General features: G+C 52.1%; 12 protein-coding genes. All 12 read right to left on the bottom strand.

Features of this window, described 5'->3' with window-relative positions; genetic code table 11:
• Window positions 1–24: 24 nt before the first annotated feature.
• Window positions 25–1284 carry a transporter substrate-binding domain-containing protein gene (locus ROA7450_RS05145; RefSeq protein ID WP_085804580.1) on the bottom strand — a complete coding sequence of 420 codons (1260 nt, stop codon included), beginning with the start codon at window positions 1282–1284 and terminating at the stop codon, window positions 25–27.
• Window positions 1285–1313: 29 nt separating this feature from the next.
• A complete protein-coding gene (locus tag ROA7450_RS05140) occupies window positions 1314–2096 on the bottom strand; it encodes a PP2C family protein-serine/threonine phosphatase (RefSeq protein WP_085804579.1) in 783 nt (260 codons plus the stop codon).
• A 3-nt stretch (window positions 2097–2099) separates the two neighbouring features.
• Window positions 2100–3053: an FHA domain-containing protein gene (locus ROA7450_RS05135; protein ID WP_085804578.1), complete on the bottom strand. Its 954-nt coding sequence runs from the start codon at window positions 3051–3053 to the stop codon at window positions 2100–2102.
• A 73-nt stretch (window positions 3054–3126) separates the two neighbouring features.
• Entirely contained in the window at window positions 3127–5352 is a 2226-nt protein-coding gene (locus ROA7450_RS05130) for a serine/threonine protein kinase (RefSeq protein ID WP_085804577.1), read from the bottom strand.
• Between the two features lie 334 nt (window positions 5353–5686).
• Complete coding sequence (locus ROA7450_RS05125; protein ID WP_085804576.1) at window positions 5687–6982, bottom strand: dynamin family protein; 1296 nt, start codon at window positions 6980–6982, stop codon at window positions 5687–5689.
• Window positions 6979–8982 carry a dynamin family protein gene (locus ROA7450_RS05120; protein WP_234999446.1) on the bottom strand — a complete coding sequence of 668 codons (2004 nt, stop codon included), beginning with the start codon at window positions 8980–8982 and terminating at the stop codon, window positions 6979–6981. The genes ROA7450_RS05125 and ROA7450_RS05120 overlap by 4 nt, the downstream gene beginning before the upstream one ends.
• A gap of 112 nt (window positions 8983–9094) precedes the next feature.
• The gene (locus tag ROA7450_RS05115) at window positions 9095–9991 is read right to left on the bottom strand and encodes a hypothetical protein (RefSeq protein ID WP_085804574.1); all 897 of its coding nucleotides are present in this window, start codon (window positions 9989–9991) and stop codon (window positions 9095–9097) included.
• Window positions 9992–10002: 11 nt separating this feature from the next.
• Window positions 10003–10404 (bottom strand): hypothetical protein, encoded by a 402-nt coding sequence (locus tag ROA7450_RS05110; protein ID WP_085804573.1) that lies wholly within the window; start codon window positions 10402–10404, stop codon window positions 10003–10005.
• A 118-nt stretch (window positions 10405–10522) separates the two neighbouring features.
• Window positions 10523–12919 carry a dynamin family protein gene (locus tag ROA7450_RS21135; protein WP_200812923.1) on the bottom strand — a complete coding sequence of 799 codons (2397 nt, stop codon included), beginning with the start codon at window positions 12917–12919 and terminating at the stop codon, window positions 10523–10525.
• A gap of 8 nt (window positions 12920–12927) precedes the next feature.
• Window positions 12928–14940, bottom strand: coding sequence for a dynamin family protein (locus ROA7450_RS05100; RefSeq protein WP_085804572.1), 2013 nt, complete (start codon window positions 14938–14940; stop codon window positions 12928–12930).
• Between the two features lie 5 nt (window positions 14941–14945).
• On the bottom strand, window positions 14946–15374 hold the full coding sequence (locus ROA7450_RS05095) for a hypothetical protein (protein WP_085804571.1): 429 nt from the start codon (window positions 15372–15374) through the stop codon (window positions 14946–14948).
• A gap of 391 nt (window positions 15375–15765) precedes the next feature.
• Complete coding sequence (locus tag ROA7450_RS05090; protein WP_234999445.1) at window positions 15766–17721, bottom strand: lytic transglycosylase domain-containing protein; 1956 nt, start codon at window positions 17719–17721, stop codon at window positions 15766–15768.
• Window positions 17722–17770 lie beyond the last annotated feature (49 nt).

Here is a 17770-nt window from a genome sequence, read left to right as displayed (position 1 = left end):
CCAAATTCGTGCCCAGGCCGGGCGTTAACCGTTTTCCATTTGATAGCGTAGGGCGGTCGAAATGATTTCGCGCCATTCGCCAGATTGCTGCATGATTTCAAGACCCTCGTTCAACGTCTCAAGCAACGTTTCCCCATCCGGGTTATCGATGTGTGTCATGACATTGAGCGATTTGATTGCCGCAAGGTTTGGGTTTTCGATCAACTGGTGTTCGTACCCAAGACGGGCAATCGCCTCGACTGCAAGATGCGCTTCAACCGCAACGATATCGGCTTCACCACTCATAACTGCATCAAAGCAATCATCGGGCGATTCCGGACGCATCAGAGTGACCGCTGGCTCATATAAGCCAACCGCGTCCAAGTGGCTGAGGCTCCAGCCTTCGGGGCGGCAGATGATTGTTCCCGCAAACTCAACGTAGCTGCGGGCCTCTTCATAACCTGAGCCGTCTTTCGCAAAGAATGTATCGACAACTTCATAGAATGGATTCGAGAAGTTGTATGTTTCGCACCGATTGCGATCACCCTCTGACAGGGCCTCTGGCTCTTCGCAGTTCGGACGTGACCAAGGGAAGGTTGCATCGAATGCCAAAGTTGGCATCAGCAGGTCCAAATGCGAGTTCCAGTCATTTACGAACTGGATCTTGTAAGCCTGTTCCGGAGCTGCACGCAAAAAGGCGGTTTCCACCAAGCGGGTATAGAGACCCCGATCTGGCAAGCCTTCGTCAGTGAATGGCGCATAGTTGCCGCCTGTGATCATGAGAACCTGACGGTCACGGATCGCTGGGCGTTCGCCACCGTCAGCGTCGCGGATCAACGCAGCACCTTCCGCGCGGGCAACTTCGATCTCAGCCTTAGCATTGGCACGAATTTCGGCCAGTTCTTCTGAGCTGGCGCCACGGGCTTCGGCTTCGGCAACCGCAACACGCCCCTCTGCTTCGGCGATTGCCTTTGCGGCACGAGCCTCGGCAGCGTGAACCAAATCCGCAGCCATTTCTGCCGCCAGTTTCTCAGCCTCAGTTTTCTCTTCACCACTTGCAATCGCAGAGTCGACACAGGGCAATTGCAATGTGTCACCGACTTGGATGATGTTGGGATTTCTACCAATCACATCGCGGTTTGCATCGTAAATCGCTCGATAATCCGCCGTTCCGTAAACTGACATCGACAGTTCTCTCAGGCTGTCACCACGCTGAATGACATATGTGGAACAGGCTTCCTGAGCGAAAGCTGAACCAGATGCTCCTGCTATGGCAAGGCTGGATGCTACTAGATATCTATTCATAGTCCTCGCATTCTCTTTTTCTTTTATTTTCAAACTGATAACAACTTTACAACGGCAATGGATGTATTATCCTGATCAGGATCTTCCTGGCTCTGAACAGCTTTCAGAAGGGTATCAGCGATCTCTTGAGCAGTGAGCCCCGAGCAGGCGTTCAATACCTCAAGGATTTGCCCATCGTTGAGATATTGAATACCATCGCTGGCGGCGATCAGGACATCGCTTGGCGTCAACTCAAGCGGAGAACTTGGGCAATCCACCTTGGGGATCGCGGCCCCCATAATGACCGACGTCAAAAGATTGCGATCCGGATGGGCCTGCGCCTCCTCGACGCTCAACACCCCTTCGGCCACTTTCGCATCGATCATCGGCGCCATCGAGTGATCTTCATTGATCTGAACCAGATGTCCCTCGCGAAACAGATACAAAGGCGAGTCGCCGATTGAGATCCAGAATAGGCGATTACGCAACAAGAGCGTCCCTAGAAGGGTCGAACCCATCTGCAGCGAGCCACTTTCTTCGGTATACTCCGAGACGTCGACGTTGGCCTGCATCGCTGCAATTGGCAGTGCATCCAGTAGATTGCGTTCTGCCACTTCGCTGCCTTCAAGCTGCACATCCAGAGTGGCACGCCAGGCCTTTGTCACAAGGTCAGAGGCGACCTCGCCTGCCTCGTGCCCGCCCATGCCGTCAGCGACGACAACATAGGCGGCTTCGGCTGAATCGAAGGTGCGGGTTGCGATTGCATCTTCCTGCATCTCGCGCCGACCTCGGTCCGCAATGACTGCGATGTCATATGTTGGGGCTGCCAGCATTCTTTATTTATCCGACCAATCGAAGTTTTCATCACAGAGGGCTACGAAACGCATGGTGGTTTCACTTATGCGAATTTCATCGCCGTTCGACATAGGTACAGTGGCCAGAACCGGGCTACCATTCAGACGCACCAGATTAGCCTTGCCGCCATGGCCCAGATAGCATTTTCGATCTTCGGGATCGTACGCAATCACAGCATGGCTGCTGCGAGAGATACCCGTATCCCCAAAGTCCAGTTGAATAGCTTGATCGTCATTGCGCCCGATCTGCATCAAACCTGCTGTCACTGTTAAGCTGGCACCGCGGCCGGGGCCAGAGGTCACAACCAACCAACCCACTGGGAACGTCACGTTGGCCTGCTTGGCTATCTCAACTGGTGCCTGCTCCATCAGGTCCTGTACATGCGCATCTGGGCGCTCGAAGCCAAGGAAGGTGGTTTTCACCCGGTCGCGGCGGTCATCTGATTTTGCGGATACTGGTGCCGGTGCTGCTGGCGCCACGGCTGGTGGAGTTTCAGCAACGGGTGTTTCAACTACCTCCGGGGCCTCGGTCGGCTCTGGTGCCGGTGAAAACGCTTCAGTCATTGGGTTTACTGTTTTGGCAACTTCAAGCTGCGGTGCTGGCTCTTCCGCCTTCGCTTCTTCCTTTGGTGGCTCTTCGTTGCTCAGCGCTTCTTTGATCACCAGAACGTCTGGCATGTTGTCCATCGCTGACACTGGCTTGGACTCTTCTTGATCTGGGAAATCTGGCATTTTCTGCTCTGGCAGCAGCTCTTCACTGTCTTCGAATGAGGCGGCTTTGATTTTCTCTTCTGCCAGCACCTGACGCAGGACATTCAAATCTGCAATCGGCTCGAGTTTTTCGATATTGCTGTCTTCGACTTTGTCCTTTGCGTCCTCATTTGACTTTGCAGAGCCTTCGAGAAGACGGCTGAGGGGGCTTTTATATTTAAACATATCAATTAGACCTTTTCTGCTTCTCGGTTGATGGAAACCGTTTTGTTAGTGAGACGATTGATTGCGTTCTTAATCATTTTGCGACCAACTCCATGTGTGCTTTTTGAATGCCGCTCAGTCGCATGATGGTGAATTCCGCTTTGGGATTGCCGAGTTCGACAAGTTTTTCCAGCGTGGACTTCAGGCTGTCTTGACCATCGAACTTCACGCCCGTGGTTTGTTCCTGAACGATGATGTCATCGACGCGCAGTGTCGTGCCGTGTCCGGCGGAAAGCTCGCTCACACGTGTATTCCAGCCACCCTTGGCATCACTGCTGACGGCAAAGGTCACTCCATTCCCCAGCCCGATCACGTGTACTGCCGGCAATGCCAGCAAGCCATTTGAGACGCGGGTCTGTCCTTTTGCGCGGTACCTCGCCACGATCCGGAAATACCCATCTTCATCTGCAGTTGTCCCATTCATGATCTGAGTCGCCAAAGGCACATTCTTGCGGATCGGTTCACCATTCAAAGTGAAGATCACGGCACCGCGCTCGACCCAGTCACCAATGACAGACATGTCAGCATCCCGATCCACATTGTTGATCGCAATTGCGCTTGCTGTGGAGATCTTCCGAACACTTGTGCGGAACGGAATATCCACATCCCAATGCGAAAAGGCGATCTGCTCGTCACGCAGGTTGACGGGCTCGGCAACAGCAGCCTCTGAAACGTCTTCAACGGTGGCTTCAACAACCGAGGTTTCCGCAGGCTCGCTGGCCACAGCGACTTCTACTTCTTTCGGCTCAACAGCGGGGATTTCTTCTACAGAAACGCGCTCTCCCGCCACTTCCGGTTCTGTCGTCGTAGGCGTCTCAATTTCTGCTACAGCGGCAGCTTCTTCAGGTGCAGCAGCTGGTTCAACGGTTTCTTCGGCATTCACCGCTTCTGTGATTGCCGCAGGAACTTCCTCTACCCCAGCTTCTTCTACGACGGGCTCTTCTGCAGTGGGCTCAACAACTGTTGTAGCAACAGTAACGTCAGTGGTGACTGCAACCTCATCTTCCCCACCTGACATCGCAAAATACCCGCCAGCCGCCAAAGCGATAACCACCAACATGGCACCAGCCATGAGTTTACCATTGCCGCCAGAGTCATTGCGGACCACGGTATCCATAGCCTGCGCAGGCTTGGCCTTTGAGGTGGCGGCGGGTTGATTCACATCCGGTCCCGCGTCGATGTCGCCAGTTAGCAGCGCATTGACTACAGCTTCAGCATTTTCAGTCTCGGCGCGAATGCGCTCTTGTTCAGCCTCGCTCAGCTCTTCTTCGTCCTCACGGTCCACCGCGACGATGACGGACACAGGGCGATAACTGAAGTTGTCAAACTCGACCTTTTTGCCCCGGAACATGCGTAGCCATTCAAGAGCCGATTGCAGACGATCTGGCACATGGATTTCCATTGCCTTGTCGATCGCCTCGAGGAAACCTTTCGGATAACCTTCGAAACGGCCACTAAGCGGCTCATAAGGATCGGGTTGGCTATTGTTGAAAGCATCAAGACGTGTCTGACCGTCGATTGGTCGCTCTCCACTGATTGTGTGATACAGCGTCGCCGCTAACACGTACAAATCACTACTGGGGCCTTGCTCTGCACCCCGCACATAAAACTCATGCGGAGAATAGCCGTCCTTGATCACCCGCAGAGTCAGCAAGGCAGCCGACTTGTTTGCGGCTTGCTCGCGGGCTGCACCAAAATCAATCAAGACGGGTTGTTTGTTTTCGTCGATCAGGATGTTGTCCGGCGAAATATCACGGTGCAACATGCCGCTGTCGTGAATAAAGGAAACAGCCGACAGCATTTTTTCAGTGACCTGCACAATGAAGTCGGGTGAGCTGTCATTCTTGCTGTCTTGAACATAATCAAGCAGGTCACACCCCTTGATAAGGTCCATCGCTATATAGGCCGTATCATTGTCCTCAAACACCTGATGAACATCGACGATGTTTGGATGAACCAGACGGGCGTGATTGCGGGCTTCAAGAATGAACAGTTCGATGATCGAGCGCAGGTCTTTATTGTAAGCGGGGTCCACTGCCTCAACGAGGTCGCCATTCCGTCGGCAAAGCGCACCAGGAAAGCATTCTTTGATAACGACATCACGTTCCAAACTGTCACGCGCCAGATAGGTGATTCCAAAACCGCCATTACTTAGAAAGCTGATGATTTCATATTGCCCGCGCAGCAGTTTTGCGCCCGGTTTCAACCCTACAATCTGATTTTCGTCTTGTGTGTCTTCAACAGCCCGATTTTGACTCATAGTATTCCCGCCATGATTGCAAAACCTGCGGTAAATCGGCCGGAGCGAAGGCCTTGGAACTGACTAAAATACACTCTTCCGCAGAGTACCCAGTCAAAGGTTAGACTGAAAAATTAAGACTAAAATTTGGCCACCGGATGACTTCGGTATGGTTCAAAATTCATTTACTCGACGGGTACAACAAGATGCTAAATCTTTGATTTTCAACCATAAAATACCCTTCAATTTCACCAATTCTTCATAGGTGTCATAGGTCTGACACGAAGAAATCGAAGCCAAAGCCCGATTCTACAGTTCGATTTCATCAGAATCATTCTTTCCAAGCCGGAAACAATCAGGTGCCAGTGCGGGCCAACGAATCCATAGGCGTACTGCCCGCCCAGGCCAGATTGTCCCCAAGCTGAGCCAAAATGCTCACTGCATCCCGCAGAACATCTGTCCCGTTTTCATACTGCAACAACAACAACAGATCTGCGGCCTTTTCAAACTCAGCGGGGACCCATTCAGCCGATGGCGAAAGGCCCTCACTGTCTTCCAGGCGATCTGAAAACTCTTCCACAATTTCCTGACAATTTTGCAAGAAGGCAGAGGGCTTCATTTCAGTCGCCTCTCGAACCTCTTCATAAATGTCCGTGACCGCCGCAAGCCACTCTTCCAACAACGGATTGCTGATATTTGGCAGCGCTTGATGCAAGTTTTCTTTGTCGCTGATTCTGACTGCTGAGTCTGCCACCGGCGTGACATCCGGAGTATTGTCTAACGCAGCCAAAGCGGGGAGGAACAAATTTTCCAGATCCTTTTGGGCATCTTCCAAATCCTTACTGCGCCGAACTGAAGCGATGCGCAGCACTTCTTCGGCCAGCCTTTGCCCGCCACAGTCTTTCCAAAGCTCCAGGTTTGGCTCAGGTTCAGCTGACATCGCCTTGACGGCTTCGGGGGTCCCAATCGGGACAACAGATTGAAACAACCCGTCTTTCTCTTTTTCCAGTCTGGAAACAACCCGATCAAGCGCTTCACGCACTGGCGGCAAATCGGCGTGTGTCACCGCAAGCACGCTGTTTTCACGTAGCTTGGCGGGGACCTGAGACCAGAGATGGCGTTCGCTTTCGCGCCAGGCATTGGCCCCGTTCGTACACCAGATGACGCAGTCCACAAAATTCAAAAGCCCCAAGGCCTTGTCATAACTTTCTTCCAAGGCCCCTGATCCGGGCAAGTCAAACAGAGATACCTCGCGCAGTGCAGGTGAATTCAAACCCACGGAAATAAAGTCAGGCTTGTCTGCGGCCGCTTTCTCAAGCGCAATTCCGGCATAGGTTTTCTCGGGTTTATCCCACCAACCAACAGTTGTCTGAGGCTCTTCAGAATACGCCACGATAACCAAAGGCAGTTCCAGATGCTGCGGCCCCGTTGGAAGAACATCCGCCCCAGCCAGCATATTCGCCAAGCTGGACTTGCCAGCGCCGAATTCGCCGGCAAAACCTATCGCAACTGCATTGGACAAGCGTTCGGCATGCCCCAGCGCGCGCGCGCGCAGCGCTTCAAGCTCGGGCGAGGATGGCAGGTTTTCAGTTTTTGAAAGAAACCGATCTAACTGCCTAACTTCTTGTTCCGTATCGGAAAATTCGATCACTCTGCTGCCTCCGCTAGCCTGTCCTCAAAATTTGCAGGGCCATACACCAATTCTAGCTCTCCCGTTATACGCCGCAGTTGATCAAACGCGCCCTGTGGGTCGGTCTCGGTGTTTGTTCCCTTTGCCCCGTTTCTGCGGTCGTCATCAAAGTGCCCGGCCAAAAGTGCCTGGTGATGATTGAGCACAGTCTCCATTCGCTCAATGATGTCGGTGCGGGCGGTATCAACCAGATCATCACCAATCATTTCGAATTCCTGTGTGATCATCTCATTTGCCCGCGCCACGTAGCTCTTTTTCGAGAACAACCGAGATAGCCAAGACACACGTAGCTCAACTGTTATGCCTCGGCTCAGAGCGCTGGTGTCAGGCCGGAACCAACGCACCGCGCTTGTGTTCATCCGCCCATTTTCGCTTTCTTCCCAACCCGGCAGTGTTTGCAATACCGCATTGCTATGCATGTCGATGGCATAAAGTTCATGCATCAGCCGTTGCCGCACCACCTGCGTCGCATCCTGGATCAACTCCCGCATCCGCTCTCTAAGTGCGGTGAAATCCAACTCCGTTGCGGCACCCTGCGCCAAAAGCGGAGATTTCCCGTTGGGCCCATGAACAACATTTGCAACAAGTTCACCAACGGTATCATCCATGACGCCGCGCAAATTGGCGAACACATCATCCATATCCTGAATCATGCCCTCCGACTTTTCGGTGATCATGGCCCTCAGTTCGTTGAAGGTTTCATTATTGCTCAGTGTGTCTACACCCCGCTCAACAGGTTCTTGACCGATCGCACGCAAGCGCGCCTCACTTCTCTCCAATTCACCCTTGGCAAAGCTGTTGAGATGCTGCCAAGCCATTTGCATCTGCTCCCCACACGTACCTAGTGTAAGAGCGTCCGTCACATAGCTACGCAATTCCGGCAAGCCAGAGGCGACCATTGCTGCAAAACGCAAGATAGCCTCTCGGCTAACCGGCCCGTCGCCGCGCTTCATGTCTTTGACGCCATCCAAATATTTCTGCATCAAAGCCGGATTGGCTCGTAACCACGCCAAAACGTCGTCATGATCAACGCCGTTTTCGTCACCAGTTAAAGCATAATGAGCCCATTGTGCGCTGCCGGTTAGAACTTCGATCTCAGAGCCGACCAAGGCCTGCTTGAGGCCCTTGCGAACATCTTCCTTGACCTTGGCTGCATCCTCGGCACCATCGTTAAGTTCATCTACACGATTGATGAAAACAACCAATTGGCCGAGTTCCAGAGCCTGCATCAGGCGAAACAGTTTCAGATCAGCGCGCGAAAGCGCCTGATGTGCGGACAGAACAACAACAAAGAAATCCGCCTTTTTAAGATACTGACGTGAAATTTCCTCGCGGATCAGAAGCGGGTCATTCACACCAGGCGTGTCCGTGACCGTCAGCGGGAACGGGAAGTGGCCGAGTTCAAAATACACTTCGGCTTTGCGCGTTACATCGCTGTACAGACCTCGATCAGAGATGTCTTCGCCATCGTCTAAATCTGTCGGGTCATCGCCCGCACAGACATAGCGCATCAGGTCATCCGAGGACAGCTCTGGCAGGTCGTGGGTTTGACCCAACAAATTCTGATAACTGGCTCCAAGGCGCAGCTTCGCGCGATTTTTCATCGCGTCAACCTGCTCTTCGATCATTTCGCGCTTGTAGCTATCTTCTTCGTCAGCGAAAAGTTTGCGCATCTCTTCGCCTTCAGCGATCAGTTCTTGCCACTGCTCGTTATCGAAGAAATGGAATTCCGCACCGTCTGTCCGCCCGCTGGGGTGGCCAAAGTGCATATCGGTGATAACAGTTGTCCAAGGGTTTACATCAGACGGCAGAAATTCGGCTCGTCCGATAAAGCCATTGATAAGCCGTGACTTACCTGCCTTGATTTGCCCGACAAACGCCACCCCTGGCTTTAGTTCAGTTAGATCTTGTTGAATCTTGGATATGAACAAACGCGTTTCCTCGTTTGTTACATCGTGCATCTCGTTGGCAATCCGAATTAATTCCCGGCGTTTCAATTCACTATTCATCGCACCTACAAGTCAAACTTGCTCCTAATTGTTATGGTAAATCCCTTGGATCCATGTCGTAAATTCAATTTTCTTGTTTCTTAGTTAGTGACTTCCACAGGCCAACCGCGGCCCCCAATTTGCGGGCTTCATACATTGCGATCGATATATCTTTATCATCACGCACAACCGCGAGACTTGACGCCTTCTTGTCTGCCGAACGCATCAAAATCATCTGCGGCCCTTGCAAGGCTGCTCCACAATCTTCGCCCCAAATCGATAGGTCGCGGGCAAATTGAGTTAAAATGTCTGCATCGGGGTTAAATGAAACTTCGCCATTGCTCCCCTCTCCCGCCGCTTTGAGCGAACCATCCGCTGCCATTTGAAAACGCTCCAAGGCAAATCCCTTTGAGCCTTCGAAGAATGACGGGCACAATGCATCTTTGGCCACAGCGGGCGTCGCTACAACGTCTGCCCGAGGTGTTTTTTGAATAGATTCCGCAGCATCAGCAGTCGCCTGCAGGGCTGGGGAGTCTTCTCCACTCTCTTCCGAAAGCTCCAACTTATCGCAGGCACGTTCAACTTCGTTGAAAGTGATGCCCACGTCATCCGCGTCTGGCGACGTGTCAGGATGCAAAGCCAGTAACTCCAACGGGCCAGGCACCGCACTAAATTCAGTGATTACCTCGGCGATTGCCTGCGTGACAAAGACCCTTTCATCTTTTTCAAAATCTGGGAGCGTCTTGCCGTTGAATTCAAGGATTTCCACCACGCGGGCGCTGCTCACCTCAAGCACAAGCCGCGTGCCATCTGCCGCGACAAACTCCAAATGGCGTGGTAGAATGGTGTCTCGAATGCTGCGCAGGATAGCGGCTCGACGAACCGGTGCGTTGTCGCTTTGCAATTCACTCGCGGGTGAAAGGCGAGCAACGGTCGTTTTGCTCATCTCGCTCAGCATATCGACAATATTCATATCAATCATCTTGTCGCCCCTCACACCGCCTCGGCTATTTTGCCAAGGCTCATTTGCGACTTGGCCATGACCATTCCAGGATTGGCACCGCCACGGCAGACGAAACACACTACGTGTTCCTGATAATCGCGGGCTTTCAGGAAAACGAACAGATGATCCCCTGAAAAAATCGTGACTTCACTAAATCCAGCATTATCAATTGCGCCATCCCCGGCTTCCGCAAGCAACTTCTCAAAGGCTTGCACTCCATGTCCTTGGAATAGATTCGAAATAGCAATTGATACAGTCTCAAGCACATCGACACTGGCAGGGCTCTCACCCTGCATTTCCAGCAACATGCCTGTATTCATGTCAATGTAACCAACTGCAAGGCAGTCGGGTACAGTATCCAATGCGGACTTTATTGCAGCATCAAGTGCCATGTTTCAGATCCAGATCTTCTTAGTTTATACATTCTATGCACAAAAACGGCATCACTCCGGCGACATCCGGGTCATATAGCGGCATCTAACTTTCTATTATGTCGGCAAAATACTCGCATCAAAGCACATGCCATTCAGCGCCGCTACGCGCTTCCACTCCTGGAATAGAGGCCAGTGCATCACGCATAACACGCGTTTGATGTTCAATCGCGATCTGGTCGAATTCCTCCAAAAATGCGGCAAACATGCTCAACAACTTTTCAGGATCGTTCGTTGTCCCCTCAAGGCGCGCGATCTCTTGCCACATTGAAGCCGCACTTAAAGGCGGTTCGGATGACATCGGACTTTGATCATCCGCTTTGGCAACACTCTTGATCACTTCCGCGGGTTCAGATTCTGACGCCTCGGCTGGTTTTGCATCAGAAAGAGGTAACACCTCAGCACTCGCAGGATCGTTGTCATCATCCTGAAACTCTGGATCAGCTACAACACACGGTTCATTGCATATCGCCGCATCGAAAACTGACTCACTTTCGTCTTCGTAGCCTTCTAAAGCGCCTTGTTCATCAGTTCCTTCCTTTGGCCCAAGCGAGGTTGCAATGGAAGAAATTATTCCTTCGATATTCGTATCGTCTGCAACATCATTCACATCTTCATTTGATGCGTCAGAAACTTCTAATAGTGCCTCTTCATCCTGATTTAGACGGAAAGACAATGAGGCCAACAGGCCGTTGATGTCATCATCAGAAGATTGCGAAATCTCACATTTCTCAATGTTTGGCTGATCACCAGTGATACTCCTTCCATCTTCGATCTCTGTTGAAGCAGGGTCATTCATTGCCTCAACAGCGTCCTTCGGAAGTAGGTCCTTGTCCACTGTCTCAACAGCTTCTTGCTCACCCAACCCTTCCAGCGAGGTCGAAAGGTCAGATATCTCTGCGTCTTTAGAAGTCTCGACTTCCCTTAGTAGTTCGAGAGCATCAGCCTCGTTGAGGATCTCTTGAGGGGATTCAACTAGGTCTTCATTTGGGTTCTGATGGCGTTCCAACACAGCATCAGGCCCAACATCCTCGTGTTGAGAAACTACATTTTCTGCTTCTGCTTCTGCTTCTGCTTCTGCTTCTGCTTCTGCTTCTGCTTCTGCTTCTGCTTCTGCTTCTGCTTCTGCTTCTGCTTCTGCTTCTGCTTCTGCTTCTGCTTCTGCTTCTGCTTCTGCTTCTGCTTCTGCTTCTGCTTCTGCTTCTGAAACAAAAGCCGAAGGATCACTCAAAGATTTCAAGGGCTCTTCTTCAAGTTCAACAGCCTCAGCTTCGAGCTCAGCCTGAGGCATCTTGCCATCGATAATGGTATCCGAGTCGGTATCAGTCAGAGCTTCAAATTTATCAACTTTATACTCGACCGAGGGCGCATCATCGGCCAAAGATACATCACTATCAACCACATCCTCAGTTACTTCGATATCAGCAGCGCATTGCGGAAGTTCCGGTTCGAGTGCAGGCGCCGCATCTTTTTCTTGAGATAACTGCTCTCGCAATTTTTGCGAATCGTCTACTTCGATCCTTGAACGGTCCTCACGCGACGTATGCGCTTCGGGGTTACGTATAACCCGCGCAGGACGCACTGGAAATACCGCGATTGTATTATCCGAGCTATGCTCACCTGCGCCCTCCGATTGTTTATCGGGGCTTGATACCGTTTCCTCGCGCCTTAGCAGATAAGGTGACACAGTGTCCGGACGCCCATCACTTTGAACATCGTAGCGCGTCAAAATCTGCGCTCGGTTGTTCATAATATTTTCTGTAATCTCAAACAGGCTATCGAACATCTTGCCGCTTCCGCTACGCAGCGCCAAATCAGGATCATCGTTGTTCTCGCGTGCAATGATTGCATCACGCGCTGAAAACAAAATGGATCGGTTGAACAGGGACCCAGTCTCGCGGTTGATCCGGCGCAGCACTTTTTGGCGATCTTTCGCGTTCAATGTGTCTGCGCGGGTAATCAGCAAAAGCGAGTTGTGCTGCAACCGCTCAGGTAAAGATACCCATGTCGCGCGCTCGGTTTCACGCCAGGCTTGTGTTGCATGGGTACACCAGATCACACCATTGGCCTGACCGACAGCCCGCTGCCAGACGTCCCCCGATATTTTTGGATCGGAAATACCCGGAGTATCGATCAGGTCGATCGCTTCCAAAATTTCAGCCTCAAGAAAAATTCGGATAAATTGTGCATCTTCAACACCGACGTCTTCCAGTTGATCCAGCGTGATGTCTTCACGACGCCCATCATTTCGCAGCACATAAGGAGAGCTATTTCCCCAAGAAAACCATACTGGTGGTAATTGTGTTGCCGTGACTTGAGTCGGCAATGTTTCTTTCCCAAGCAAGAAGTTCATTAGCGTGGATTTACCAGCACTAAACTCTCCCATGAGGGCGAAAACAGGTTTGCGGCGCGACCACTCTTCGATGCGATCCCATTGACCAGAATTGATACGGCGGTTCTTTTTATTGTCTAACATTGGTCCGCTCACGCTGCTTCATGATTGAGGTCTTTGAGAATGTCACCAAGGATCTCGTCCTTGGATTTCTCGGGTTGGGCCTTAGCCAATAGACCTGCCTGATGTTCTGCACTTTGATCTTTTGAATTCGCAATACTGAGCAAGGTGTCCTTTTGCTCATTCATGAAGTCAGCCAAGGATGCGCGAATATTCTCCAACACAGCCGCAATCTGGTTTTCTTCTAGGTCTTTGGTGATCGAATTCGCTTCAGAGGCAATCAAGCGTGTATAATCAGAGGCGAAGGCCTCAAACCCTTTTCGACGTTGCCACCAACGCTTCCACCATGTGCTTTGCAGATCGAGCGCGATTGTTCGACCGATACCCAGCGGAGGCGGCACTTGAGGCACTATCGGGGCCTCAATCGAAAACTCCCCCAAGTGATTGCCTAGTAGCTGATGATAAAGTGCTTCGACATCTTTTGCTGCAGAGGCATAAAGCGCCCCCGTTTCTCGGCGCATCTTGCGGGCAAAGCTAAAGTAAGCGGCTTTTTGTAGCGTACGCAGCCCAGCCGGATCATACTGCCAAGTTCCCTGCTCACCGAATTTCTCGAGGTGTGAGATCAGAGAATCTGTTGCACGTTTTACAAAACTACTCTCCGCGCCAGACAGGCGGTGCACGACTTTCTCGCGCAGTATTTTGCTCAAAGCGGCCGATTTTTCATCGTATTCTTTTATCAACTTGGCAATCGCATCTTCCGGCGGCAGCCCATCAAGATCACGCTTCAGGTCTTCGGCGTCTGTCAGGGTTTTCGCAACAGATGTCGCACGAATTTGGCTGGCCACGTTGCGCGCCTTGTTCTTGGTTCGCTCTAAGAGCCGCATCCCCGCACCTTCAGCAATGCGTTCGTTTATCGCAAACAACAAATCAGGCATCCCAGATAGCGCCCAGATCTTGTCCAACGAGATTTTTTCAGCATCGAGTCCTGTCGCCACATAAAATGTGTTCAGTGCTTCGCGCGAATCTTTGGTCAAAATGTCAGGGTCGCCAGTCAATGCCGCTTCGGCCCACATTGCACTTCCGAAAACCACACTGGTATCTGTCGAAATGTCATTTTGTGCGAGAGTATCCATGACCCGCTCGCGGATCTCAGGAACCTGTGTCACCGGATCTTTTAGCTCATCAATTCGGTTAATGAACAAAATCAACTGGCGGTTTTCAAATTGTGAAATGACCCGCATCAGCGCCATGTCCATGGTGGTTAGCGCTTGACTGGCGGCCAGAACCACAACACAAACTTCAGACCCGCGCAAACTCCGCAGTGTGATTTGCTCACGCACCATGAAGGTATCGTTCACACCCGGAGTATCACACAGTTTCAATGCGATCGGATACTGCGGAATATCCATGTAGAGTTCGGCCGATTTGGTGACATCCGCAAAGCGCCCGGTTTTGGGATCGATATCGGGATCATCTTCATCCCCGAGGCAGACATACCTCTGGATCAGCTCATCATCGAAATAATCATACTGGTGGCTTTGCCCCAGAACCAGATCAAAGTGTTTGCCTAGACGCTCCTCAGAAGCGGCTTTCATTTCACCAATTTGACGGCGGATATCATCCATCTCATCATCGGCACCGGCCCGGTTGGCCAACTCGCCGAGACGACCTCCTCCAACCATCAGATTATTCCATTCATCCTGATTGAAGAACGTGAATTTGGACTTGATATCGCTGGGAGCACGGGTGTTAACATTCAACGTCGTCACAACCGAGGTCCACGGGTTTACATCTGACGGCAACAAATTCGGGCGACCCGCCAGAATATTTACGGTCGAAGATTTACCCGCCTTGACCTGTCCAACAAACGTCACACTGGCGGTGAATTCTTCCATTCGTGTTTTCAACGTCGCCAAGCGCGCGGACGAGCGCGCATCTGCAACTGATGTCAACTGATCAATCTGAGTGGTCAGCCCTGACATTGCCGAGGTCATCGGCTCCAATGCTTCATTTCCGACTGATAAAAGATGCTCATTACGCGCCATATCACTTAACCCCTTGTACCGGTAGCAACACACTTTTCTTCGCAACGCAGATCAAATCGACCAACAGGTAGCGTCGTCGGCTCTTCGATTTGCGCGATTAATTTCATTACGTTTTCCAGCAACGCAGCTTCTGCGCGCGGGTCAGTTGGTTTGGATTCACCCGTGTCGGCCAAAACCTCTACGGCTTTGAAGCGTTCGCCATTTTCAAGAAATGCAATACGGCGCCCGGTTGGAAAGCCCTGACTTTTGTCTTTTGGCGTGGGCATATTAGTATTTGCGAGAAGGTACTGTTCACCTGCATGCGTCTGCAGCGCAATACCAAAGCCAATATCTGGGTGTTTTCTGGTGAGCGCTTTCAATTCGCCTATGAAGCTTTCGCGCGCGATGAAAATCGAACCAATTCCATTCGTTGCGTTATTCAGCATTTCGCTCATTCCAGACCCCTATGAACCCTAGAGTAAAATCAGCAAATCCTTCGCACAGCACCGTGCCTAAAGACTCACTCCCCCAACCAGTGCGAGCATGACGTTCAAGGCGGTGTTTGTTTGGCCTAAATGGGAATTTTTGACGCCTCAAATAAGGCGCAATTATGATCGCCCGAATGGTGTCCGAAAAAGACCTTTAAAATAAGGGTTAAGCCGATTTCACGGTCGAGCAATTCTTAGAGGCGAAAAGAAACAATCCGGTCAATCTTTCACCTTCTGTTCACCTTGAAACCCATCTTTCGCAGCATCGGCATTACCCAAAGCACCAATTGCCACGGATTCGACTAGAAAAGAATCGCACCCGTGGCGTCAATTCAAAGCACCGAAACGGCGATGATGATTAATTACTCGGGACAGTGGCGCCTTTCAGCTCTTCACTAAATGGAACCGGATGTGGTGTCTTGCCGAGTCGCGCGCGATAGACCGGCAGGCTTTCAGCAACCCGCATCACATAGTTACGAGTTTCCCGAAACGGGATGTGCTCGATCCAGTCGATGACATCCACCGACGTATCACGTGGATCACCCCGGTCTTTCATCCACCGAATTGGCCGACCTGGGCCAGCATTATAGCCCGCTGACATCAGGATCACGTTGCTGTCAAACCGGTCGGACAGACCAGCAAGGTAAGCCGAGCCGAGCCGCGCATTGTAACGCCAATTTCTCAGTACTTGTGCAGGGTCGTGGGCAATGCCTAATTCTCGCGCGACATCCGCCGCCGTTCCCGGAAGGATTTGCATCAGCCCTTGCGCCTTGGCACCGCTAACGACACGCGTATCAAATTCGCTTTCGCGTCTGGCAATGGCCAGCGCCATTTCCGTTGGCACAGGGAACTCCATCTCTTTCATCGGATGCAAGGCGTAATACGGTCCAGGCAAAACCATGCCGCGCTTCGCTGCCGCCTTCCCCATCATCACCTGTAGGTGAGGCTCGTGCATTTCCTCCAAAGCGTCCCCCAACTGACCCAACTCTACGCGCGACAGGGTTTCGGCCATCTGAACCACAAAGCGCTCTGCCAGATTCAGATCACCCGCCGCCCGCGCCAAGGCCATGGCTTTGAACAAGCTGGAATTCACAAAGTCTGCGTCTTCCCAATTGGGAAACACCTCTTTGCCTGCCAAATCAGGATCGTGCGTTTGTTCGACCTTTTCAGCCGCTAGTAATCCGTAAAAACTGGTTTGATGACGCGCCCCTTGAGCATAGGCGATCTTTGCCGCTTCGTTATCGCCCAACGCATCCTGCGCTCGACCCAACCAATACCCGGCGCGCCCCATCGAGATAGGAGATTTCACCGCGGCTCGGAACCTCTGAAAATGGTCCAGCGCCAGCTCCGGCTCATCCAGATAGGTCAGCGCAAGATAGCCTGATAACCACTCCAGATCCGCATAGGATGCCCCGTTGGTCATTTGGTGTACTGAGGCCAAATCATAGGCCAGCTGCGCGTTACCTTCGCCCATGTGCTGGCGCACCAGAACTCGCCGCCATCCCGCCCAACGGTCAGGTTCACTCAAGCCGCCATTCATCCGGCTTTGACGCAGAATAGTTTTGATGGCCGCATCCGGCACATTGCGGCGAATGTAATAGTTGAACGCCTCATAAGCGACACCCGGATCCTCACGGGTCGCCTTAGGTAGGCCTTCGATATAATCTGACAAGCCGCTCTTGCCGTTTTTGAGCTTGAGCCGAATCTCGGCCAGCTTACGCTTTTTCTCTGACGCCAACGGCAGCATCTGCTTGTGATCTTTCAGACCGCGCCACAGGGCCATGTCCAGACGATCTTCGTGATGCACCTTCAGTTCGTCACCGTAAACGGCCAGAATCGCATCATGCTCCTTTGTCGTCAAATCCAGCGACAACCACGCCAGCGTGATGACTATTTCCGCGCGCTCCAAACGCTCCGACGCTTCTAACGCGCGCGCATAGCTGAGGGCCCCCAGACCGGTCTGGGGCAAATATCCATCGTAGAAGCGTAAAATCGCGTCATTGTCTGCCGTGGACATGACGAACTCGCTCTGCTTGCGCAAATAGGCAACACCCGGCCAATCGTCATTGCGCGCAAGAAAGGCAAGCACTTCGCCCGGTGTACCCTCTCCCTCGCGCAGGCGGAACCACTCGATCATGTCAACCGCCACCGGCCCGTCTCGGGCGGCCAGTTTTGCCGCCACATCCCAACGATCGGCCCGCATGGCATGCAAGGCACTGGCCAACGGTCGGGGCGCAATGGGTTCAGGATCAGCGGCCCGGGCGATGGTTCCCAAGCACAGAAGGGCAATCAGTATCGAAAAGCGGCGCATCATGTCTTGCATTTCCAGCTCAGGCAAAGGATAGACACCGTCAACCTAGGTG

It is taken from the genome of Roseovarius albus (assembly GCF_900172335.1).
GTDB classification, from domain to species: domain Bacteria; phylum Pseudomonadota; class Alphaproteobacteria; order Rhodobacterales; family Rhodobacteraceae; genus Roseovarius; species Roseovarius albus.
Note: the sequence above shows the minus strand (reverse complement) of the source record. Positions and strands in the feature narration are given on the sequence as shown.